Here is a 25,338-nt window from a genome sequence, read left to right as displayed (position 1 = left end):
TAGTACTTAGTGGGTACATCTCATCTTTGTAAAGTTGTTTTTTGTTAGGTAGAGTACCTTAGGAAAGGGCTCAACCTCATCTTCCAGTTCTTCTGGTTTGGTTGGTATAGCCCGCACCGCAATGCACTACCAGATCAAATAGCAAAAGTGAGATACACCCGACTTAGTCCACTGGAGCAAGCGTAACACTAAACTATACGACAATGCTACCTCAAAGGCTTTAACCAAACAAAACGATTCTTGTGGACATTGTGGACTTCGGTTCATAGGTGACTAAACTGCACAACTCCACCACGTCGATGGTGATCACGACAATTGGAAGCCCACAAATTTATTGGCGCTACATCAGAGTTGTCACCAACTAATCTATGGCGGCAAAACCTAGGAATCGACTCTACCAAACCTCACACCAATAATGGTAATGCTGACTACAAAATGGAATATTTGTTGTTTTTTAAAACCGTAAAAATTGGGTAAAAAACTGCATGGCGTGTGGCTAAATAGGGAACACTTAATGATTAATTATAGCTTCCCCCTAAGCTTCTATCCATCCCTCAATCGTAGCCATCAAAACGTTAACTAAAGGATGGTCTATGGCTTCCTTGAATGCCTCGACTCCTCCAGCTTTCAGAGCATTGATAACCTTAGTTTTTAGGATTGGGTTATTCTCAATTTTGTCAAAAACTTCACTGACAACTATCATCTTTTCTTTGCTTGTTCTAGTGGGATTATTCTGGGATAGTTGCGCCATAAGTTGCTGGATTTCAGCTGCTGCTTCCGCTAGGTTTTTGTCAGCTGCCTCGTAGTTAGTTTGCTTAGCATAGCCTTGCTGATGACTACCAGACTCAGCTGTGTCAACATAACTTCCAATGTTTATTTTGGCACCACGCTGGTCATATTTAGTAGTTTCTTTTTCTGCCATTGTTTCAACAACTCCTATTAATCTAGTATTGTCTTTACGTATATATTCTATTTGTTCAGAATAAAACTCGGTTTGTTTAGATAAAAGCTTTATTTCTCTATCTTTAGCCTCTAACATTGGCTTGTATTTTGCCCAAAATTTTCGCTCGTATTCGGCTTCATCAGCCACTTCAGGGACTTTAACACGAATAACAAAAGCACCGTCGCCCTTATTTTCTATTGTCTGTATGACTGGTAGTTCTCCTGTATCGCTTTCTACTCGAAGGTCTTGAAAAGTTTTCAGAAAAGTCTGCCAGTCGATACCATCTTTAAAGACTAAATCGACAGTATTGGTGATTTTTTGAACTAACTTAGCAAATTCCTCTGGTTCAAAATTTCTCTCTTGGTCAGCAGGACGGCGTTGAGGGTCTTGAGCATTTTTAGTAGGTAGTTTCAGAAAAATATAATCGCAATTAATTTCAATGAGTTTAGTAGTATTGCTTATTACCCAATTTTCGATATATGCTCCTGTTAAGGTGGCTCTGGTTAAATCTGTTCTTTCTAGTAAGGTTTGAACTAACTTAGATCTGGATAGATTAGCATTTTGTAAATTAGCTTGATTTAATTCTGTTCCAATGAAGCTAGCATCTTGTAGATTAGCTCCCTTTAAATTAATACCTCTTAAGTCAAGTCGGTCAAAGTTTTTATCTTGTCCCTCTCCAGTTATCAGTAATTGTCTAATGTTTTCATGTTGAAGGTAGCTTATTCCTAGCCTAGATCGGTCAAGCTTAATAGTATTTCTCCAACAAGTACGATTAACAGTAGCCTCTCTTAAGTCTGTACTTTCGAGTGTAGCTTCTGTGAAATCAGCATCAGTTAAGTCAGCACCTCGAAAGCTAGTACCACCTATGGTGGCAAAAGCAATTGTTACCGTCCTAATCAAAACGTACTTCTTGTCTCCAGCTAGAGCAAGCCAAACAACATAAGTACAGATAAATATTGTAACGAAAACAACAGCAATAGCAACAGTAATAGCAACAGTAATAGAGCCACGCTTGATGACACTAGTTGTTGTCTCAACAGCGGCAATAACAGCAACAATAAAAGTAAAAGTGCTAACTCCAGTAACCGTGAAAGCTCTCCCTCCAGCCATATTAGTAACGATAGAGATACTAATAGCGACAGCGATAGAGCTAAAAATAAGAAAACCCCCAATAAAAGATGAACCTATAAATATACTATTAACAAACTTGAGATTATTAGCAGTAGCAACAGCAACAACAATAACGACAATAGCAGTGAAAGTAATTGTAACAACAAGACTTTTAAAAGATGCACTTAAACCTTGACGAATAGTGGAAATAAAAAATACTGACAATAATAACAAAGTTACCCCAGCAACAATCGGCATTCTGGGATTTTCATTGCCACTTAAAAAAATTCCTATCCACCCGCCAGCAAAACCTACAATTACTCCTGATAATACCAATAACAGAAAAGAAACAATCAACAAAGCAGCTAACTGATGTTTTTCTAGTCCAGCATTAACCCTCCTGAACTTAACCCTTTGTAGTGTTGCTCCCTTAAAGTTCGCTCCTCGGATATCAGCTTCACTAAAATCTGCATCTGAGAGGTCTTGATCTTGAAAAGATTCGCCTCTAAGAGTTAGACAAAATTTTCTTTCCCCTTTTCTATACCGCCTTATAACCTCACTGGCTTTCTTTGTTCTCATGTAGCGAAGTAATGCCAGTGACCTAAATACTTGTTATATATCAGCAATTGTAACACTTGATTTCCCTAAATTAATTTATTCCAAATCAAATGAATTTAGGGATTGAGAATTTGGACAGTCTAATTCACATTCCCCAATTCCAGTTCTATAAACTGTTATCTGTGAGGACAAACTCCGTTACAAGGACGCTTAGGAGCAGGATGACAACCTTCACTACAACTAGGCTTAGTAGGTTCAGGAATATCCTCATCAGCAGAACTTGTTCCAATGACCCCAAAACCCAGAGTAGTAACAACAACAGTCATTAATGCAATTTTGGTTAAAATCTTGAACATTGCTTACCTCTACCTAAAGTTATTAATAGGTTTTGAATAGTGGTTATTCAGTCCGATAACCCAATTTTGGGAAAAGTTTTTCAGATCCCATATTTATTATATTAGCTTCTAGGGCGTGTTTGTAAAGTCAAGGGATCACCATACAACTGTGATCGATATCACCAGTAACAGGAGAAGGAAGATCTCAACTAAAGCCAAAGTAACATAGAAGCAACTGGGGGAGCCTTCGGGGAAAGCCGAGTAAATATTAAGAACGTAATTCTCAAAAATCAATTGGTGCTTACTTGAGTAAAGTAAAGATTTCATCCATCATTCTCCTGATCGTGAAACTCGCACAAATCAGGCCGAAGTCTATATCAACTGAGAAGTACTTTTCTGTCTGTGTTACCGAAATTGTTTATACCTGTCTTGATTGTACATCTGAATCCCCAGAATTATTGCTTACATCCGGCAAACCCGATTTATCCATGTAATCGAGTGACCGCTGGCATTTGACATCACAGCGATCACCATTATTGTCAACGGCTCTACCCGACAATGAAACAGCCCTGGGGGTGTTAGGGAGGATTCCTCTTGCCTTAAAAGGATAAGCAATGTCGCTCACTCCTGATGAGAATTGGGCGTTGCTGATTCTGGGTATGATTCCGCCCCCCTAGCCCCCCAATTCTGGGCAGGGCTGTTTCATTCTAACAAAACCCAAAGCCTAGACCACTTGTTGCGAAGCCATCTTTGGGCTTCGGTAATTGAGTCGAAGCCCAAAATTCGGAAAAGATTCAGAGCTACTGTGTTGAGAATAGAAAAGTTAGTAGTAGCTTGAGTGTCATTAAAAGAACAATGATCTTCCTGTAAAATCACATCTTTAATCCAATGCAATTTATTTTCGATTGCCCAGTGTCCTTTAATTTTATCAGCAAATACTTTAGCCGTTTCTGACAAGCTACTGATATAATAAGCAATATTATTATAATTAGCATTTCCTCTTTTTACTTGTCTAACTACTTTTATAAAACTCTTGACATGCCACCAATCTAAGCAAAAATAAGCCGGAGGCTCAAACACGTAAGTAGTGCGCTCAATTTCTCGGCCATGACTCTTGTCAATAGTGCAATTAACTGTAATTGGTGTTTGATGAGTACTAACATATTCTAGAGAGTTATAGAGTGTTTTTTGATTTTTTTTAACGGCAATAGTATAATGATTATTTGAGTCAATAATAGCTTGAGTAGTTGCTTTTTGGCAATGAAGAGCATCGAGAGTAAATACTTGATTCTGAAGGGGGCAAGTTCTTATAGATCCTTGGACTTGGTGAATTTCTGAACTTTTCTTATTTTCAAAATAGTTTAAATTTAAAACTACCCCTGAATTCTGACTAAACAAAGAAACGATTACCACAAAATTTTGATAATTATTGTGATAATTATTAACAGTGCTTCTTAAAGTTTTACCATCAATAGCTATCCAATCTCTTAAGGATTTATCAAAAGTAAACTGACTTGCCCACTGATTAAAAATATCCAATAAATTCAAACAATCTACTCCTAACATCACTCGTCGAATGGTTGAATAAGAAGGAACTCTCTCCGGGACAATATTTAAGGTAGTCAATAATAAGTCTTGATGAAATCTAGCAAAATCTCCTAAAGCTCTATACCCAGTATATCCTTGCATGAGTCCGAGAATGATAATTAATAAAACCCTCCATAAAGGATGCCGTTGTCCTTGGAGTTTACGAAAGTCCTTGACTTTTTTGAGAGCTTGAATTAGGCTATTCATAGATAAAATTTTTATAATTAAAAAGCGTTCGCTTTTATTTTACAGTATCGGCGAACGCTTTTTGTTTTGTTGATATCATTCGCTTTTTTATTCCGTTGCCCAAGCTTTTTGCGCTTAGAGAATTTAAGACTTTTTTAGGTTAAAATACTTGAATATTAAAAAAAGGGTGAAACCGTTACTCCAAGGCGGTTTCAGAACCTCATAAAAAATTTTTACATCGACAATGAAACAGCCCTGGGGGATTTAGGGGGCTTTACCAACTTCAATTCAGCAACGCCGAGAATTGCTATATATCTAGATAATATCTGTAAGCAAAAGATTCAAATTTTCCACCGTTAACAGAGGCAAATTAGGATTCTCCGTACTACTCACATTTTCTGGATTGGAAAAGAAACTAAAACTAAACAGATATCGTCCCCTGCTTTGATTGGGGTTTTTCTGAGTCTGCCAATTGTTAATTTCCCGGACAATATTTGTTCGCAGGTCTTGAGTAACTACTAACATATCCGTGGAATCCCCAGACTTTTGAACCGTAAATCGAGGAGTTAGTAAAACAGGTAAGGAAGCTAACAGTTCCTCTTCGTTAGTGTTGCTAGCTAAAGCAAAGGCATACTGACAGCTAATCCGAATATCATAAGGACGGTTAATGATAGCTGGCAGCAAGACCTTGAATAACTCTTCCAGATGCTGTGTCAAGGTTTTACTTCTGGAATCGCCCAGGTCTGCAATATCCCAACGCTTATCATTAACAATTAGAGGAGTAATCCGGTTCTTAAACCTTACTTCAGGAGTCTGGAAGATGAAAGCAGCATTAGTTTCCCTGCCATCAATCAAATTCTTATTGCGGGCGAGACGGATAGCACCCCAGGCATTTTGATAGTCCAACACATCCAAATTAGTGACAGTCACCTTACGGTCCGGTAATGCCGACTCCCCAAAGGTTTCTACCCCAGTTGCATCAAGCAATTTGGTGAAATCATACTCAATGGTGGTGTAAGGTACTGTGGGGGAGTTAGTGGTTACATCGTTCTGCCTGGTATCATTTAACTCATACCCTGGTAACTCAATGTCTAAGATTTGTTGATCAGCAACGGGAAGATTGTTAGTGGGAGTGATGATAACCGTTTTGGTTTCTTGGTCAGCAGATAGGTTTTCATCAATATTGTAGTGAACTGTCTGGCGAGATGCCTGTGCGATCGCAATCGGTTGCCAAATTTGCCATGACCTAGCCACGTCTTCTGCTAGAGTTGCAAAGGCATTGAGGGCAGAGGTAACCGTAGTTTGGTTGTCATCGGTTAATCCTGTTTCCAAAGCTTTGAGATCACTGACTAGGGTTGGATATAGATTGTTAAACCGCACCAGAGTATCCAACAGTGGATCAATAGTATTAGTCGTATCGATAATTGTGCCAACACCCACTGGATCCCCAATGTCTGCATTAACTGCATTACTCAGGACAAGGGTAAAGGTTTCATTATTTTCAACAACATTATCGTTCTTGACTTCCACCTCAATTGTTTTGCTGGTTTCACCGGTCGCAAATTCCAGACTTCCGCTAGTTGCGGTGTAATCTCCTGGTGCTTTCGCGGTACCATCCTGGGTTTGATAATTAACAGTAACAGTCTTGTCAGAAGGAGGAGATAAGGTAACCGTGAAAACTGCAAATGTTTCGTCTTGATTTTCTTCGGGTTCCTTCAAAGAGACATCATCAATGGTCAATTTAGACGAACCATTGTATTCAATCCGGCATTCAATGGTATCTTGAGCCACATCGGGATGTTCATAGAGGAAAACATAATTCCAGTCTCGAATATCCTCAGCACTGAGAATATCACCAGCAAAACTGTCGGGGTCAGGAATTGCTGTATGGGAAATCAGAGAAGGAGGAAGGGGAAAATCTCGCAAAGGAATGGGAATTTGAACATCTCCAATTTGATTAGGCTCATCATTGAGAGGTTGAATAAAATTGAGCCAAGAGGAGGTGGAATTGGTAGTATTAATATTGTATTCCAACTCATTAACCTGATAGTTCAGATTAACCGCAATATCTTCGTAACGCTGAGGCGTTTGGGTATTGAAGAAAAAGGTCAGCGTAGACTTACCATTGTTGGCATCGCTCAGGGAAATTTTAGCTGGAGATAAAGTGAAATCTATTGATTGAAGCAGAGCATTCTTTTCTGTGTCAGAACTAGTGGAGTTGGGTGTACTTTCAGGATTGGTGTAATAAGCCCCGCTCATCACTGGTTGCCCAGATAAACGAGGAATATCTTGACCAGACCCTTGACTAGACCATTGATAGCCATCAGCGATCGCTACATCCACGTTATATTGAACAATGGTTTCAATGTCGTAAGCATCCGCTAAATTTGTCAGCAATTCCTTTTGGAGTGCTGCCACTGCTAAGGTTTGGCGAGTAGTATACTCTGGGGAACTTGTATCCACAGAAGTATCCAATACATGGGTCACATTGTTACTAATCGAATCTGCCAAACTTGCTTTGACATCTAAAATCCGCCCAAGCTCACCCTTTAAGCTGGGATCATTCACTGCAGGGATAGCTGTTTCCGGTTTCAGGATATCTTCAATAGCACGTAAATACTTACGGGCTAAACCATTCAGGTCTACCGCATCCACTCGCACGGTTTCTGTTGAGGTTTGGTCAAGTCCAGCATCTTGGGTGTAGCTGTAAAGGCTTACTTCCCCTGACATTAACGTATTGCTCAAAGGCGCAGCGGAAAAGAAGTAGGGGAAATCCTCTTTGATATCGTAACTAATCCCGGTATCCCCCAGATGAACTGCCCACAGGGTATCACTGTTTTGAGGATTAGCATTATCAATATTCCCAGCATTCCGCCCCACTGCTAGCTTTAAGTTAGGCAGTGCTTGCTCAAATGCCTTGGCAAAGGGGTCAAGGGAGGCCAGGCGATCGCTAAACTCAGCATTTTCTTCATCGGAAGAGCTGGTCAGCACAACGGTTTTGGGGGCAAAATAGGCTGATACTACCTCAGCTTCAGGCACATAGCCGGAATGCATCAAATCCTTGTTGCGTCGCATTTCTACCTTTGTGCTGACCGAGAATAGTAAATCCGTTGGATACAGAAGACTATTATTGTTATCTCGGATGGTGAGATCAACCGTTGTGCTAGCTACCGCCGGGGGAACAATCCAATCCTGATTGGGCTCAATTAGACCCGATTCATTTTGGAGCGCCTCTCCTACTTCTGCCACAGTCAGGGGGCGTTGCGTACGCTTTTCTAACAGATCCACCGCTGTTTTCAGACAACTGAGGTCATACATGCGATGAATAATGTCCAATGATGTCTGTAAAGTTGTGATCAATACCTGATCATCGGGTTGACCATGGGCAGTTTCGATATTAGCAATCGCATCCGGCACATCCAAGCTTTCAGGTTGGGTATGAACTGTTGATGGCTCGAATTGGGGTTTAAGGTTACCTTGAGCATCCAGCAGTGTTGCTTTCAAGATACTCAAAGAAGATTCACTATCATTGGGATCAAGTAAGGCCCGTAACGCAATGCGATTTGCCCCTTCCAAGTTGTCCAGTTGCTCATAAATAGCATTCACCGCCCCAATGCTTTGCTGGGTTTGACTGGCTTCGGCATCAATACTATTTTTGAAATTAACCAGGGTTTGCGCCCATCGAGAGGTGAGAGTGTATAAGGTTTCATCGGTTCCGGTCTGGATAGTTTGACTATCCATGAAGAGCGCTAACCGTTCTAAGTCACTATTTACCGTATCGTCACTGTTGTAACTAATCTTAGTCAGGGATGCCAAAACCGGACGGACATCGATAGCAGCATTGCCACTCAAGAGTCCTGCCAGGGTTTGGTTAGCGACCGCTACTGCTGCTGAAGTAACTCCCGTTCCCATGGTACTGGTTAACGTACTCAGGGATGTGGTTTGAGCTGTGGATTCTACCACTGCTAGAGAGTCAGGGTTCTGTGCAGAAGAAGTATCCAGGGTAAAGCGATCTGGAATGTAGAGGGTTGCCCCGGACTCTAAGGCTAAAGTGGGAGTTTGAAGAGCAATATCCCCTGCTGTGGTTTGATCGGTAATAATTTGAGCATCATGGGCAGCAGCAATAGCAATCATTTGGTCAAAGCTATCCCCACTGGTGACAGTGTAGTTCAACAGCACGTCAGCCAGGATAACATCCTCCGTACCAAATAACCCAGTCATATCGCTGACAGCAGCAGCAACCACAGCTAATTGACTAGCGATCGCAGACTCAGTCAGAATATCACTGATATTGCCTATCCCTTGTACCGTTTCCAAAACCGTGCGATGAAGGTTGGTTTGTAGATGAAGCTGCTGAGTTAGGTAAGCAAGGGTGTTCTGTTCGGGCAGAATTGCCTCAGTAATGGTATACTCCAGGGCACCGATTTCAGCAACAATGCCCGATTTCAACACATCGATAGAGCGAGCATCAGTAGTGGCGACAAACTGGTTAAGGGCAATGTGATATAGACTATCCTGAGCCTGGATGGTGTAATCAAGGCTAATCTCGGCCATTGTGATTGTGGAACCTGCCACCAGTAAATCCTGGCGTTGGGCATTGGCAGTAATCACCGTTTCAGTAGTTTCTATCCTAGAGGTATTGGGGAATGCCGCAGCGATCGCACTCCAACTCTTGTCAGTAATAATCTTGATCTCTACATTAAACGGAGTTGGTGTTGCTTCATCTTTCTTGGTCACCGTAACCGTTAATGTTGTGTCGGTCGGGAAAATTTCCAGACCACGAATGGCCTCAACCACATCCTGGGATTCTGCTAACAGACGGTCTCGAAGACTGCCCAAAGTTTCGCCATCCTGGGTTGTGCTATTCAAGGCTGAAACCGTAACCCCTGGCAGCAATACCGTGGATTCATTCTCTGCAATAATCTCATTGATCCGGTCAGTCAAGATCTGGTCAAACTCCAGATCCAGGTCAGCATTTTCCAGCTGCAATACCCCATAGGCAATTTCTTCTAGGGTGGCGTTTAGGGTGACGTAATTGTTGACGTGGGATGATTCTAGACCCTTGATCAGGACACCATTGGTTAAGCTTTCAGTGGTATCTAACCCTTGAGCAATGGTTTGTAGGTTGGGTTCGATCAGCTGGTCTTCCTCTAGGGCGAGTTGTGCGATCGCAATCGACTCGAAGGTATCCCCATCTTGAACGGTATAGTTTACCAAATTACCAGTATAAGTAATAATCCCACCAACCGCTAATAAATCCGCCGTTTTTGCATATTCGGTGACAATTTCCTCAACTTTGTCACTTTCAGTGCCGTAATCTTTGTTGAGCTTGGTTGCGATCTTATTTAAGCTGTTGGTTGACTCAACCCGAATACCTACAGGAATCTGAATACTTTGACCACTGCTGAAAATACCACTAACTGCACTATTACTATCCCCTAAATCTCCAATATCACACCTATATTGATTAGCAACCGATTCCAGGTCTTCACTGTTACCAGCAACTGTATAGGTAAATTCCTGGAGATATTCCAACGTGACCAAATACTTATAGACATTATCCACAAAGCCCGTGAAGGCAGCACGCTGGGTATCAGTCAACTCCTGGTCACCGCTGGGAATCACCGATGTAATCACCGTAAAGGTTAAGTTCGAGTCATGAACCTGATAGTAAATTTGTTGATAGGTGGCGCGGTCAGTTTTAATCTGATCCAGTGCCTCAGTGAAAAGATTTCCAGGAGTGGGAATATATTTAGATTGGTCTAACACCAACTCCAGAATCAAATTAGCAGTCTTATCATCCTTGCTGGTGATCTGATAGCTTTCACCCACCGATGGCCATTGATTGATTCCGAAAATCGGGTCGAAATAACCTAATTTTTGGCTAATACCTTCAGCAAAGTTCCCATCGCTTCCCAAACGATTGCCATAGATATCTTGCCAGCGAAAATCTAACTTAAAGGTATCTCCAATACCGTAATAGGGATTGAGGGTATCCTTGAGAATTTCCGGTAATGCTTGGGATGGTGTATTTTTTGCTGCGGTAGTTAAAGCATAAACCGGCAAGACTTTTTCATAGACCCATGTTGTATCATCCTCATCCTCTTCAATCGGTCCGATCGGTAGACGGTCTTGCCCGGTTTCCTCCTCAGCTTCAATTGTACTGGGCAGCTGATAACTCAAAAGCTGATAGAGGTTTTGAATCTCATCGGTCGCAGTATCATTGTCTTGAGGTTCAATGGCAGTACGGGTCAGTCTAAAACCAAGATTTCCTGCCGGAATCCTTAACACATCAATGGTTTCACTACTGGTGGCAAAAATTTCGCTGACCTCATCATTGAGTGTACTAAACTGGGAATGATCAGATGGAATCTCAAGGCAGTTGTGATAGCTAGCGGGAGTGCTGCTAAAGGTCATTAACAGAGTGACCTGAGCCGTGTCCCCATCAGCAAACAGAGAATCTGGTAAGCCCTTTTGCTCATAGCTATAGTTGAGGTAATAGCCTTCACTATTTACAACAGTGCTTTCTTGAACCAGTGTTAGGAATGGTAGGAAATTCGTAGACAAGTCTAGTGTCACAGTACGGTTATCCCCAGAATCTAGGGATAAATTCGTCTTCAGCATCAAGACGTCAGCACTGCCATCACGGGTCAGAACTTTAGAGTCACCACTGTCATCCAAATACAACAAGGTCAAGGTTGTAGGAGTTACGTTTGCGGTCAGAATATCTTGCAGTAATTGCCGACTAGCCGTTTCAATCCGTTCAATAGCGTATACGGTCGGCAAAAATCCGCTCCCATCTGAGGTCGAGACTTGGCGGATTTCCAAGGTTAATTTAGTTGCCCAGGTATATCCTGCTTCAATCTCCGCAGTATCTAAAGTTTCCCCCTCCGCAGTATCTAAAGTTTCCCCCTCCGCAGTATTTAAGGTTTCCCCATCTTGAACTGACTGCTGATTGTAGAAAAGGGTTAAGCTTCTCTGAGCAGACGTAGACTTGAGATAATCACATAACCCAGAAGGAAGTTCCCACAGCAGATTATTGCTAGTTGCATTGATTTTTTGGCGAATAGTGTATTGCTGGTTCGTGGGATTGTAAAACTCCAGCAGTGTTGGAGGAGTTGTGGGCAAAATTCCACTGGTTTCTGCCTCATCAAGCTGCTGAATCAGTGTAATGGTGTTGTAGGTACCAGTATCAGGGAAAGGGTAATTAAGTTCAGGAGTTAAGGTTGCACTATCGCTGTTCTCACTTGGATCATCAATTAGTCGAATCCAGGTCAAAGTATCGGGTTTAAATAACCGGATTTCATTGGGGGTAATGGTTACTGTCTCACTATCCCCCTCTGTTCCGGAAACAGTCCGCGTGACTGTGACAGTAAATTGTTGTCCTGTACCAAGATAAGCAGCTTGTTGTCCATCAATGGTTGTAGTGCTACCTGTAAAGGTGGGTAATCGCAATCCATGCAACAAGAATCGTGAGGTCATTCCCGCTAAGGATTGGAACGACTCACCACCATTGAAATTAGTTAATAAAGTGCCTAGGGTAATCGTGCCATTTTCATCAACCCCCTCTTGTTTATCCCTAACATGATCGATGCCAAGCTGCACCGCAGAGCGAATAATTAAGGTGAAGTAGTCAATAAATAAAAGTTCAGCGATCGCTAACTCGGCGGATGAATCGTTGGTCGGTATTTGTCCCAGGACTTCTTCTGTGCTCTGGTTATGGTTATAGTTGGAGGATTGAAAATAAGTTTGAATCGCCTTGATTTGAGCGGGAGAATATTTCGTACTATCAAAATCAACGGTATTGAGAACAGTATCAGCACCATCCTTGAGTTCCATCTCAAGTTGAGGAAACATCGGGAAAATGGTACCACTAATTGTTGGATCTGTCTCATTTGTATCTGTATTATTTGTATCTGTATTATTTGTATCTGTATTATTTGTATCTGTATTATTTGTATCTGTCTCATTGATGGGGCGGTCGGTGATATCAAAGATAAAATTGGTAGACAAGAATCGAATCAGGGGTGCCCAAAACTCATCCGCCGGTTCTTCCTCTAAGTAGTTAACGAATAGGGTATAAACATCTTCTAACAATTCCAACGTTAAGACTTGATCATCAACATTAACAGCACTTGTGTCGATATTTAAAGCATTACGCTCACTATCTGATAAATAGGCATAAATCACCCATTTGAATAGGGCTTTAACTAACTCATCAAAGTCCGTATCATTATCTGTATTAATATCCCCAGTAGTGCTATTGCTATCCCCAGTAGTGCTATTGCTATCCCCAGTAGTGCTATTGCTATCCCCAGTAGTGCTATTGCTATCCTCAGTAGTGCTATTGCTATCGTCTAGAGGAATCGAGTTTTCCATAAACAATAACCCGATACCACTTACCCCTGTTTCGGTCTTGGTAAAGGACGGTTGAAAATAAATATCGAGGCGAAGCTTGCCGTCTTTTACAGTTTCCGGGCGCACCTGGTCGGTAAGGATTTCTAGCTTAATTCCCGTTGTGCCATCATCCCATCGCAATGACCGTCCACCAGATGTTTCAGTAGTGACATTTGTAGTAGTGACATTTGTAGTAGTGGCATTTGTAACTGTCCCTGTGCTACTAGTGGCCTGGGCTTTAGCAAAAGCAAAGGAGCGATTAGCCCTAGCATTTTTCTGCATAGAGGGACGCAGGGTTTGAGCACGGGCAGTAAATACTGGATCTGGGGGAGCCATGGCTCCCCCAGATACAGCAGCGAGTTGCCAGGGTGGTGTGGTATCTGAACCGAGGACAAATTGCTCCCGGACGGTCAATTTAAACTTAAATCTGATCCGGACAAAGCCAACCTTGATCGATGCTTTGACAGAAACCTTAGCCACCAGAGCCACCTGAATAGCTTTGTATACCTCCACCACAAACAGCACCGCAACTTTAACCAGGACTTCTACATCAACCTGAATCACTTTAAAGTCCACGACACCATAGATGCGACCAACAATGGCTACACCACCCTGAATTCGGTAATAGGTGGCCTTTTTCTCATTAGTATCGGTGGGATTATAGGTAGCAAACACCCCTTGCAAAAGGCCCTGCATGGTAATGCTGAATTCTGCGCGCAGAGGACCTTTGTTGATAATTTTCCCCAACCCGACCTGTAAGCCAATGCCAAATTCCAATACCGGGTCAAAGGTGCCACTAACAATGTCGGGAACACTGGTGGCTGTTTCTGCACTAAGTTTATTGAAATAGAAGCCCCCTAACCCTAAAAAGATGCCGACATTAACGGCAATGGATCTGGAAAAGTCACCACCCCAAGGGAAGCCCACATCGATACCAAAGTCCCCATTGGTATAGATTTCAATGGCAACCACTGGCAGGGTAATATGAACAGCACCAAAGTCGATATAGCGCATGGTGTCTGGTAAAACCAGCTCACTGCGATAGACCCCGACAGTATCACTAATGCGGCGATAGAGGATTTCAAATTCAAATCCAGCAAAACTTTGTACCGGGGGTCCCGACAAACTAATGCGCAGGCCATAGATAAAGGGGTCGTTGAAAATTATACTGATCTCAATGGAACCCAAAATCACAAATTGGGCACCAATTAACCAGCCACTCTCTGCACTAAACTGTATTGGCTGACCTGAAAATTGAATTGGTTGAGTGGGGTCAGAACTGACGGCTGAGGGTAAGGACTGTTGCAGAGCTGTGAGGGGATTTTGCCGCCGTTTAATAGGGGGAAGGGGTACCAAGGTTTGGCGCATCACCGTGGTGAATTGCTCAATAGTACGAGCTTGCTGCACAATTTCTGGTGCGAAGGCAACCCGTTGTCCCAAAGCCAGGAACTTCAGCTCGAAGATCGGGGCTTTAGTGCTGGGCACTTCTGGGGGATTCTCATTGACTGGGTCCCACTGAACTCGCTTTTTGGGTTCTCCGGGAATACTTAAGTCAACTGCGATCGCTATTTTTTTATTGGATGCTGTTCTAGCATTATTTTGTTGGGTACTGACCTGAGATGTCTTGGTGCCAAACTGGTAAGACAGCCCCACATTGGATACCTTAGCAATCAAGACATTCAAGGTAGCCTTGTAGGAAATGGTGATGGATTTCTCAGTTAGGTCTATCTCCAGACTAAACTTATCTAGCGCTATCTCTTGTTTAGCAAATTCATCCCAGGGTGGATCCAGTTCAAACTCAATAATGCTGGAGTCATAGACGCTGACAATATAGGCAATCAGGTCACCAATAGTGGGATTCTTACCACTGACCAAACTAACGCTAAACCGCAACAGTTTACGATTATTGATATTGGTGTACACTGCGCTCAACAACAGGGTACTGATTTGGAGTTGGAAAATTAACTCACCGGTACGATTTGCCAGGGCTTGGGATGAACGACCAGAGCTAGAGGTGCTACTGGTTTGGCTAAAGGTATAGATAACCGAGAGTTGTAAGGTATCGAAAAAGGGAATCGAGGCTTTGACCGTTCCTGCGATCGCGCCTTTTAGGGTCGTAGAGGTTCCCCCTGATCCCTGACTGGAGGTTTTGGCAATTTCAATCGCTGCTTGGATTTGCAGGGTTTCTTCCCCTGGCACTAAGGCAATGCCAGTATCCCAATCCATGGATCCGGTGAAGGTATAGCGGGATTCGACGATTTGGGTACTACTGTCTTGATAGCGGGTTTGTTGTAGCGCAAATGCCAAGGAAACTACTAAATCCCGCAACCCATACTCATCAAGTTTATCTTGGGAAAATCCAAAGGCTTTGATGACTTCGGTAATACTAATATTTTCAGCAGTGGCAGAAAATGCCCACTGACTGGCAATGTTTCCATTCTGTGAGGAAAATTGATGGGCGACCTTAACCGCAAATTCGCCCCCAAATAACTCAAAAAGCCCCTCAAATGACAGCTTTCGCTGCTGGGAGAGGGATTCTGCCGTATTCTGTTGACTCCCATTGGTTGAGCCAGAAGATTTGACCGACGACACTGACAGAGCAAGCTGTTGGATGGATAAGGTTGGCCCCGAATCGAGGGTAATCGACCAGGCATTTTCAATAGCAGCCTCAAAAGAAAATGCCCCTTTATCTGGTCGCAATTCCACCGCCATTTTGGTAATGGCTAAGTTCTGAATCGAGTCTGGTGCATCTAATTCTGGAATCAGTTCTTCCAAAAGCGCCACGACATAAAGTCGCTGTCCAGCAATCATACCGCCCTGATAAACCGTTACGTTGCGGTCTTCAATTTTCTCCAGGATCAAATTGACGGTTTCACCAGCAACGGTTAGCTCGGAGACCATACCAAAGCTAACACTGGTTGTTCTTTGCACTATTGCAGTCATAGCTCGATTCAGAAAAGATTAGGAGGCAAAAATGGAATTGTCGAAAGTTAGCGTTCAGTGGTCAGTTATCAGCCATTAGCTGATAACTGATATAGCTTTTCTCGAATTTATGAGTACAGTATTATTTGACACCAATTCCCTTCAAAACCTCTTGACTATTGCCTATTGCCTATTGCCTATTGCCTATTGCCTTAAAGGGATAACCTTTGTCCTCATCACTCTGAGAATTGCTATAAATTATCGCTATTCTTCATTACTAACTTTGAAATAGATCCCCCTTAATTTGAGGTCTAATCCATCTATTAATTGACCGGCATCATCTTGCCATTCTGCTGATAGTCCAACAGTGTAAGCTGTCTTGTCTTTGGCTACTGTTCCATTTGTGGCGGCACCGGGTATTCTGACATGAAATTCATCCACATATAAACCTGCTTCTAGAAGGAGATTAGCAGCATCCTGTAAGACAGCTATATCGGGCAAGAAATTCGGATCGATCGCTCCTTCTTTCAGTGTGCCATTTGATTCGCGAGCCTTATCTTCGTCCACTATAAAATCAGCCTCTTCGCTTGCGATACCTAGATTCCCCATAATACTACCAAGAGAGGTACCAACCGTACCAAGGTAGACTCTCTCCCCTGCCGGAAGTTCAACTTCAATTCCCTTTTCTTTCAGCTCAGTAATGGCATTTTTAGGTTCTAGGGAAATTGTCTTACCTGCCAGTTCTAGAGAAACACCAAAAAATACTTTAGTTTCTGACATTTTTTTGCTCCTTATTCAAAAATATTTAGTTTCAACAACTATCAATTTACAACAACAATTATAAATTAGACATTTACCCTTGAATTATATATCATATATAAATGATATGTAAACCTAAGAGGTATTTTTTTTATTGGGCAATAAAACTCCGGATATCTTTCCCATCTTGCCTCTTGCCTCTTGCCTCTTGCCTCTTGCCTTTTTCAGCAATTTGTGTGTTTACAACCGAGATACAAAGGCTATAGTTGATCGAGCTTAACTTCAGCTTCCGGTGGCACCACTGATTCTTCTGGAATCTTTGTGGTCGATAGATTATCATCAGCCACAGGATTGCCATTTTCGTCCACAAAGGTTAAGCCTTTTTTAACAATAACACCATTGGGATAATCATCCGATTGGGGTACCGAAAATACGGTAACTTTAATCCCCCTTCTATCTTCAGGTTCCGGGATAGGTTGGAAGACATCAATCTTCAACTTCATTGCCAGTTCAGGAGCAACATCTTGGTTGCTTAGAAAACTGAAATCTTTAATATCAAAGGGAAAATCCTGGGCAAAATTGAAGGGGAACTCATCATTAATTGATCCAGTAGCCGTATAACAAGGATCCGGTGATGTCCCTTCCGTAACAGTAATCGTTTTTGCCCACATATCAGATAATGGATGATTTTCAGATAAGGTGATGGGCAATTCTTCAGTAATGCTATAGGTAGTCTGTACTTCCTCCATAAACGTTGGAATATCGTTAATCTGTTCATAATTGGGGATTTTCTCCTCTGCCATCGTATCTCCTTTTGATCTAACTTAAATTAAACCTATTGCTTAAAGCCTTAACCTTTGGCATAGGCAGCATACCAGCCAACAGCATCATTACTATCAGTGGCATCAGGATTGCCAAAGATAACAATTTCGGTTTGTCCATTGGGGGGAAATGAGAGGACAAAAAACTTAAGAGCAACCTTCTTAATTTTCAACAAGTAAGCTGTACCAGAAGCGTTAGTGGAATCAACCAGTAATTCCACCGTCTTGAAGGACAGCTTCAGTACACTCTGGAGAGGAAAACCGAGCACATCCCCACCAATTCCCGGTAGCCTCAATCCCACAAAGGTTGTTGCTCCCTCCTGGGAACCATCCTGATTCGGTTCCCAGATAATCAACAGATTAACCACAAACTGAGCTGATCCCGACAATGCCCCCAGACTACCCAAATTAAACTCGAAGTTAAAACCAAAGCCACTGTCGGGCATAGAACCACTGCCCAAGGGAGTTTTCACAGTAAGATACCCTTGAGGCTTGCTATCGGGTTGAGCAGGGTCGAGATAGACGAAGTTAGTCAGCTTGAGGGGAAATTTGCTGTAGAGACTATGGGGGCGGGCTTTACTGCGAGCCAAATCAAAGGCAATTTGGCTGGGATCCACACTAAAGGTGATATCCTGGGTACCATTGGTATGCTTGCAGTTCATCACAATACTCAGCTTTGAAAACTGCAGGAATTGTTCGTTCTTGGCTAGCTCATCCAGTTTTTGCTGCAACTCGGCTGATGCTTGATTGAGAGTATCAATCCCTACTTGATAATCGTCTTCCAAGGCACGGGCACTGCGGTTGACCAGGTTGCTGGCAGTTAAAACTTCATCGGACAGGGAAGTATCTGACCCAAAGGATAATCCATCAAAGGTCTCTAGGTCACGGAAATTGAGACGGCCCCAGAGGGTAAATCGTCCAATGGTGAGTGTAGTATCATTACCTGGGGGATCTGTGGAAAAAGTGGCCTTAACGATGTCAACATTATTGAGAATATGACTATCGGGTAGGGCAAAATAGTTCTCGCCGCTAAAGCTAAAGCTATAGGTAATCACCCCATCGTGTTCTTCCGTAAAGCCCTGGAGAATGACAATATTCCGTCCTGAGCGACTATTGAGTAATTGGGTAGCTTCGTCAAAGAGTTTATCTAGGGTAAGATTGACCTGACTGGAAAATGCCGTGATTTGTGAATTTTGGAACTGCACCCGTAAGTTGGCCACCTGGAAGGCATAGCCCAAGGGACCGGTTTCTGGCACGGAGTTGTCTTGATAGTCCAGCAATCCAAACAGGGAAGACTGTTCCGCTACCAATTGCCCATTTTGGGGCAAAATCGGGGTGCCATTACTCCCGACATACTGAGCGTAGAAGTTATCCTGGTCTTGTATGCCACATTCTAGGGCTTTCAAGTCTGGAGGCAGTCCTGTCCCCTCTGGCAGCTTGACATTTAATGCGATCATCCCTGACCAAAAGGTGCTGCTGCCAACCCGGGCTAGAGGGGCAGCATTATCCCGGTCTTTTTCAGCAGCATTGGGGTCCTCTGCGGTTGCGATCGCATTTTCAAAGAATGTCACTAAGCGATCGCGCACTGCTTTAATCTCTTTGACCCGTTCCTCGGCATCAGTTGCCGTCCCGACAAATACCTCCGGTTGTTCCCACAGGGCGGTATCCTTGAGAATATCAATCAGGGGCTTATCTAGGAACTTAAACAGTAAGACCGTATCACTATCCCCTGTGCCCTGTCGCCAATTGTCTGGATTAAGATCAAAGGTCCACCCTTTAATAGTTAGTTGGTTGTTCTGAAAATGCTCTTTGATAACTTGAGGAGGTTCATTGGTATCAAAGGTTTTTAGGGAACTCGGGTCAGTGATCACCAGGAACATCTGACTGGACTGGAAAGCTGAACGGAGGGATGAACCCCGTTCTAAGTCCTGCAAACTCACATCCTCATTGTCGGTATCCTTTGCCAGTAATAGGCTATTGAGGGTTTGATAATCAGAGGAATAAGTTGCCAACAATCCCAGGGACGTTGTACCGGTGATGGTTTCCGTTGTTGAGCTAGCAGCAGCAGCTGTCATGGCCTGAGCGTCAGGGGTAGCTGATCTACTCAAGGCACTGAATGCTTGGGGACTAGATGTCCCGGCTCCTAGTATTCCTTGAGTGTCACCGGTAAGTTGAGTGGTGTCCGTTTCAGCAACAATTTTAATTTGTTTGCGCCGCTGGGGATTGAGGATTTGTTCCTCCATTTGCTGATAGTGAGCCAGGGTTCCACTTACTCCACCATAGGGAAACAAGGGTAAATATTCTCCCCTTGGCAGTCCTGTAACGGGAACCTCCAAAAACGTGAGGGGATCATCAGTGGGGTCTTGGTTTTCATCCTGGAACGTTGATGCTTGATACAGCAAGGACTGCTTGGGTTGGGAAAAATAGACCGGTAAATTCGTTACTTGGTCATAGTCAATATATCCCCAAGCTGTGGTTGTTACCGATTCTAGACGCTGCCCAGCTTCATTGGTTTCTACAATTTGCTCCGGAACGAAATCCGGCGCAAAGGTCGGTTTTCCAGCTTCCAGATGCAGAATATTAACCTGTTGACTCGACAGTTGAATGTATTCAATCCCCGCTAATCCACACAAGAAGTTATCTTCATCTCGTATCGAGAATTCCTGACCACTGGGGATGGGGGTACTCTCGTAATTGGGAACCGAGAGGGTATATTTCCCTTGGGGGACTAGATACAAGGGTGAACCAAAAATGCTAGAATTCTGCCCTGGACGCTCTGCAAAGATTAGCCGACTGTCCCCATGACCATGGGGAGTGACATGAATGGAATATCCCAAATTAGTGCGATAACAAGAAGGCAAGGATAAATCCGAAATAGTAGAGTTTCCTGGCTCTACAAAAGCAAAGTAACTGCGTTCGCTATTCAAGGGTTGCAGTGGATCTAGGGCGCTATATAAGGTCAGATTTTGGCTACCATCCCCCTGCTCAGAATAATGGGAGGCAGCATCGCTATCTTCCCCCAGAAACGGATATCGATGGCTAGAAATCAAGAATTCCTGGTCGCTATTCAATCCTGCAAAACCAGACAAGGGGTCAGTGGCGTCTAGTAAGGAGTTTGCGGATTTGAAAAACATCCGCAGGGTCACATCCAGATAGGCCAGTTCCTCAAAGGAGGCTGTGCCAGGAGACCGGTTTTGCAAGGTCAGGGCAAAGGCCAGGCAACCGGCCAACTCTCCGCTAAAGGGTAATGCGATAGCTTCCCCTGCCTGATTGACCTCAATGCCTTTGAGTTGATAAGCACCATAACCTGTGGACAAATAAAAGGGGTCACTTTTCGGTGATTCAGTTTCCGGTGATTCAGTCTCAGTGCTAGGGAGGTTGTGTAGAGACGGATCCAGGGCAAACACAAATCCGTCTTTGGTTGCGTTCAACTGACAAATTACACCACTAGCGATCGCTAATTCATAGTTCCGGAAATTGAAAAAGGTCAGTCGCTCTACAGTATCTGTTGGGGAAAGAGTCAGGGCATGAAATCGCCAGCGAGAGACTAACTCCTCTGGGTTATCAATCCACAAAAACCGGGTATTGCGTACCGAAGGTGTAATCATAAATTCACCAATGCGGTCGCTCAACACCGAAAGGTCTATGGCATCATTCCCCTCTGGCACAGCTTTGAGAAATAGATATACTCCCTGCTTTATTGTCCAAGTTTCTTCCAGGGAAAGGGTTTGAGAACCTTCTATCGATCCGCCCTTCACCCAAAACCCAATGCTATAGGGCAGGGTAGGGTTAACGGATTCAGGTAAAAAGTAGAGCGCCTGTGCTGTTGATTGGGTAAAGGTAGTCATCTGTTCACCCCCTACAGGACAATGCGATCGCCTTTGACCAGAGGCAAATCAAGCACTGGACTATCTTCGTCCAGGTAGATAAACCGATAGCTAGGTTCGTTAGACACCCCTTCGTGTAAAAGGCGGCTCAACCTCGGTTTTCCGGTAGAGTTCAGTAGGGATTCTCCTAGGGATACGGACGGAATACTGACACGTTGCTCCATCAGTTGTCGTAAAGTCGTTCCCACCGGAACAAATACCGGTTGTTCCTGTAGCACCACCGTAATTTCTGGAATCACTGTTGCTCGTCCTCGGAAATAAAAGCTAGCAACGTTTGTCTTTTTATCCAGGTCTGTTACTGTTGCGGCTCCCATAATGGTTGCAGCCTGTCCGGGATCGAGGGAACCTGCAGAGGGAGCTGCCAAACTAGGATAAACCAGCCGCAAGTAGGGTTTTTGATAGCCAACTTTAAAGGTATCCAGACTACTTCCAGCCCCTACCGTAGCAATATCTGTGGTGACATAGGGCTGAATTTGGGACAAAAACCCATCAAAATTAATCATTAGGTTAGTGCTATCCCGATAACTGTTGAGGCTGTAGTAAGACGTGCCACTGCCCACAAACCCTGAATTAGCCGTAGATTGGGCTGGATGAACGAATTGATAGTTTTGGTAATCGACCCGTAACCGCATTCCAGCTTGCAAATCCACTGAGCCATTAACAGTATCCAAGCCGTAGTAGTAGTAGAGAATTTCCTCAACCAACAACGGCATCCGTTCAGCAATCCGGGTTTTGACCAGAGTGAGGGTACCAGAAATCAGATTACTGTTGGTATCTAGTTGAGCAATAAAGTTGTCGTAATCGGTCTTGAGTTGATCTAGCCAATTGTCACTGCTTTCCGGAGGAGTTATGGTCAGGGTGCAGCTTTGATCGGCATTTTCTGTCAGGGTAAAGATGCCTGTCGTGCTGGAAATGTTATTGGAATCCCCAGCAGTGTTGAATAACTGGGGCAATGTTGTGGTTTGGGTGATAGTAGCAGGGTCGTTGCCATTCCCCAAATAAATAACAGGTTTTTCCTCCACCACCGTAAAGTAGTAGTCCGCTTGATGGCGAAACTGTTCCGCAAAGATCACATCTACTTGGGAGTTTAACCGTTCCAAAATCGCTTCCAGGATGTGATTGGGAGTCAGCGGTGGGCGGACTAGGGTAAACTCCGGCACTGTAAAGGTGTTTACCGTTCCTGCTTGATCGGTCCAATCAAAGGTTCCAGAGACTTTGGCCAAAAAGCCTAACTCAGTCAGTTCCAGGATTACAGTGGCGTTCATCACGGAAGCGATCGCTACCTGGTCGATAATCTTTTGGGAGGTACCAGGTTCAAAGATTGGACCTAAGGTAACTTCAAACGGTAGACTTAAATTTCTTTGCCCTTCCAGGACAAACTGCTCATTGCGCCACCAGCCATGGAGTACAAGGTTTTCTCCCAACCAATTGCCCTTGAGAACGACTTTCCCATCTTCAATCCCGAGGGGGTCAAATTGACTCCGTTGTTGATCGTGACGAGCAAAGAGTAGCTTGAAATCTACCGTCCAATCAAATGGGCGATAATCCCTTAATTGGGGGAGTACCAGTTCAGACACAGAGGTGATGGAAGACATCTGCCATATCTCACCCGTGCTATCTGGTTTCAGGAATAGAGACAACCCCTCTAGGGTATTAATTTGTCCTAATCCGATTTGAAGGTCTAATTCCGGTGAATTGAGGGCAAGTTTACCCGGCGCATCCCCTTGAACTGCCGTAAAGGGAATTGACGTTTTCCATAATGTGCTATCCACTTGTCCCCACTTAAAGTACCAGCTTGGGGAGGTTCCAGGTTCTGATTGCCATTCCAGGGCAATCTTGGTGAAGTCAAACTCAGGAGTAACTTCCCGGATTTCAGAGGTGTCAACCTTAAGATTGAGCTTAGACTCTGAATAGTGCTCTACATCCGGCATACCCTCCAAAGTCAGTTCAGCCGTTAGGGGTTGGTCCAAGGGACTGGGCATATTAGTCAGCGTCAGGTTGCCCAAAATTTCAATGGTGGGGTAGTAGCGCTGGTAAATCGCCTCTGGTGTCAGGGCGGAGTCATAAATTGCCACCTCGTAGAGTTCCCCTTCCCAAGGGAAATCTTGATTCCTTGGGGAGTTGCCCCTGCGATCGAGAAATAAAACGTCATTTGCTAACGCTAACTTAACAGCAGGGTGATTTGTCCAAGGCTTAAGTTCCTTATCACCCCTATCTTTCCAAGGAGAATCCTCCTGATCATCCCGATTTTTCCAAGGAGAATCCTCATCATCTCGATTTTCCCAACGATTACCCCTCTGATTCCTATTTCTCGAACGATTACTCTGCTGATGCCTATTTCTCCAAAAATGACGCTCCTGATCATCGCTATTAATCCATTTTGAATTGTCTAGCGTTCCATTGAGATACACCTTGGCATTATCACTCTCATCCCCCAAGTTATTCTGTGAAAAGGTATAGACAACATAGGTTAGCTCCTCGGTTGTTACTGTGTCGGGACTTGTGGTCAGGATTTGCCAATATCGGTTTCTATCATTAGTGTTGGTGCGCAATAGCACACTATACTCGTCTTGATGGTACCAATCCCCCGACCACCGATTTCCATAACCCTTTAGCCATTCTGAATCCCCTTGAGCCAGAGTCACATAGGGATTTTCAGGATCTTCGGATAGAGTAAGGACTATAGCTGGGTATTTTTGACCCGTTTGGCTAGGCTTAATCCAGGTTGCAATAGTGATTTCGTTGGTCTCTTGGAATGCCTTGATCAGTTTGCTAGCAGAACTTAGGTTTGCCGCTTCTAGGGTGGCATTTTCACTCTCGATCAAGCCATCTTTAACAGCGATAGACCCTAATCCCCACTCCACTGTTTCTGGCTCCGTTTGAATCCGTAAGTCGATGGCGGGTGCATCTTCGCTATTCCTCAAGGAGCAATCATAAACCCATTCTCCCGACTTTTCTCCAAACCAATAGAGCACCTGGGGTTGAAGAGGATTTGGCCCAGGTTGCACGGTAAAAGTCGTCAACTCTAAATTGCCCCAGGGTTGAATTGGGATTTCCTGAGGATTATTGGGATTGTAATTAAAAATTAGTTCAGAGCCATCGCTCACCCCTGCCTCAAGAACGATATCTTGACCAGAGAAAACCGCCGTCACTGTTCCACTGACAGTGGCGGTTTCCGAATTAAGTTGCTGGGTAAAACTCAGATTTAAATCTTTGAAATGGGTTGAGCCTTCGGGACTAAATCCAAAAGAGTCAGTAGATTGAACTCCTAAGGTAAATGAATCGCTGTCGTAGGTGAGTTCAATATTATAAAATGCATCGAAAGGTGAGGCGGGTAATCCCGGTAAAATTAGGCTACCTTGATAAAGGCTCTTATCAATGGTTTCTCCAGGTTTGAGAATTTGTGCAACTGATGATTCTGCTAGAAACTCGGATATTGTTTGTTTGCTATAGCGTTCCTTATCGAGTCCTTCAGGAATTGTAATCCAATAAATCTGGAAACCAGTCTGAGCATCAATCTCGTATTTAAAGTAGTACTCAGAACCTAGACTCAATAATGTTATAAATCCGTCTGCGAGCATAAAAACTCCTTTGAATTCTATCTAAGAGGATATCTCCCAAGTTTTTTGATACTGAATTTTGCCCCCCTAGCCCCCCAACTTTGGGGGGAACAAGAGTCAATTTGCTTCTAAAAGTCCCCCAAAATTGGGGGATTTAGGGGGCTTGGATGTAGCAAATGAGACTTCTCAGACAACCTCTAAGGATTCAGCAACGTTGGTTATGGAATAAAACCAGGAGCAAGTGCAGTTTTATCAAGTTGAGCCGGTTGAGCT

At 43.6% G+C, this 25,338-nt stretch carries 9 protein-coding genes; 1 reads left to right on the top strand and 8 read right to left on the bottom strand.

Annotated features, from left to right (window positions below; all coding sequences use genetic code 11):
* The first annotated feature begins 315 nt into the window (after nt 1–315).
* Nucleotides 316–477: a hypothetical protein gene (locus F6K64_RS24870; RefSeq protein ID WP_287266628.1), complete on the top strand. Its 162-nt coding sequence runs from the start codon at nt 316–318 to the stop codon at nt 475–477.
* A gap of 58 nt (nt 478–535) precedes the next feature.
* On the opposite strand, the gene F6K64_RS24865 is transcribed toward F6K64_RS24870, so the two are convergent.
* The 8 genes from F6K64_RS24865 to F6K64_RS24830 all read right to left on the bottom strand — a co-directional run bounded on the left by F6K64_RS24865 (nt 536) and on the right by F6K64_RS24830 (nt 25,086).
* Nucleotides 536–2,632 (bottom strand): pentapeptide repeat-containing protein, encoded by a 2,097-nt coding sequence (locus F6K64_RS24865; protein WP_287266625.1) that lies wholly within the window; start codon nt 2,630–2,632, stop codon nt 536–538.
* A gap of 155 nt (nt 2,633–2,787) precedes the next feature.
* Nucleotides 2,788–2,967: a hypothetical protein gene (locus tag F6K64_RS24860; protein WP_287266623.1), complete on the bottom strand. Its 180-nt coding sequence runs from the start codon at nt 2,965–2,967 to the stop codon at nt 2,788–2,790.
* A 681-nt stretch (nt 2,968–3,648) separates the two neighbouring features.
* Nucleotides 3,649–4,740, bottom strand: a complete 1,092-nt coding sequence (locus tag F6K64_RS24855; protein WP_287266621.1) for an ISAs1 family transposase — start codon at nt 4,738–4,740, stop codon at nt 3,649–3,651.
* Nucleotides 4,741–5,034: 294 nt separating this feature from the next.
* Nucleotides 5,035–16,059, bottom strand: a complete 11,025-nt coding sequence (locus F6K64_RS24850; RefSeq protein WP_287266619.1) for a Calx-beta domain-containing protein — start codon at nt 16,057–16,059, stop codon at nt 5,035–5,037.
* Nucleotides 16,060–16,302: 243 nt separating this feature from the next.
* Nucleotides 16,303–16,818 carry a hypothetical protein gene (locus tag F6K64_RS24845; protein ID WP_287250939.1) on the bottom strand — a complete coding sequence of 172 codons (516 nt, stop codon included), beginning with the start codon at nt 16,816–16,818 and terminating at the stop codon, nt 16,303–16,305.
* Nucleotides 16,819–17,057: 239 nt separating this feature from the next.
* A complete protein-coding gene (locus F6K64_RS24840; protein ID WP_287266617.1) occupies nt 17,058–17,600 on the bottom strand; it encodes a hypothetical protein in 543 nt (180 codons plus the stop codon).
* A gap of 47 nt (nt 17,601–17,647) precedes the next feature.
* Entirely contained in the window at nt 17,648–21,466 is a 3,819-nt protein-coding gene (locus F6K64_RS24835) for a hypothetical protein (RefSeq protein ID WP_287266616.1), read from the bottom strand.
* Between the two features lie 11 nt (nt 21,467–21,477).
* A complete protein-coding gene (locus tag F6K64_RS24830) occupies nt 21,478–25,086 on the bottom strand; it encodes a LamG-like jellyroll fold domain-containing protein (RefSeq protein ID WP_287266615.1) in 3,609 nt (1,202 codons plus the stop codon).
* Between the last annotated feature and the right edge of the window lie 252 nt (nt 25,087–25,338).

Source organism: Moorena sp. SIO3A2, assembly GCF_010672265.1.
In the GTDB taxonomy this organism is placed as follows: domain Bacteria; phylum Cyanobacteriota; class Cyanobacteriia; order Cyanobacteriales; family Coleofasciculaceae; genus Moorena; species Moorena producens.
This window is presented reverse-complemented; position numbering and strand designations above follow the sequence as displayed.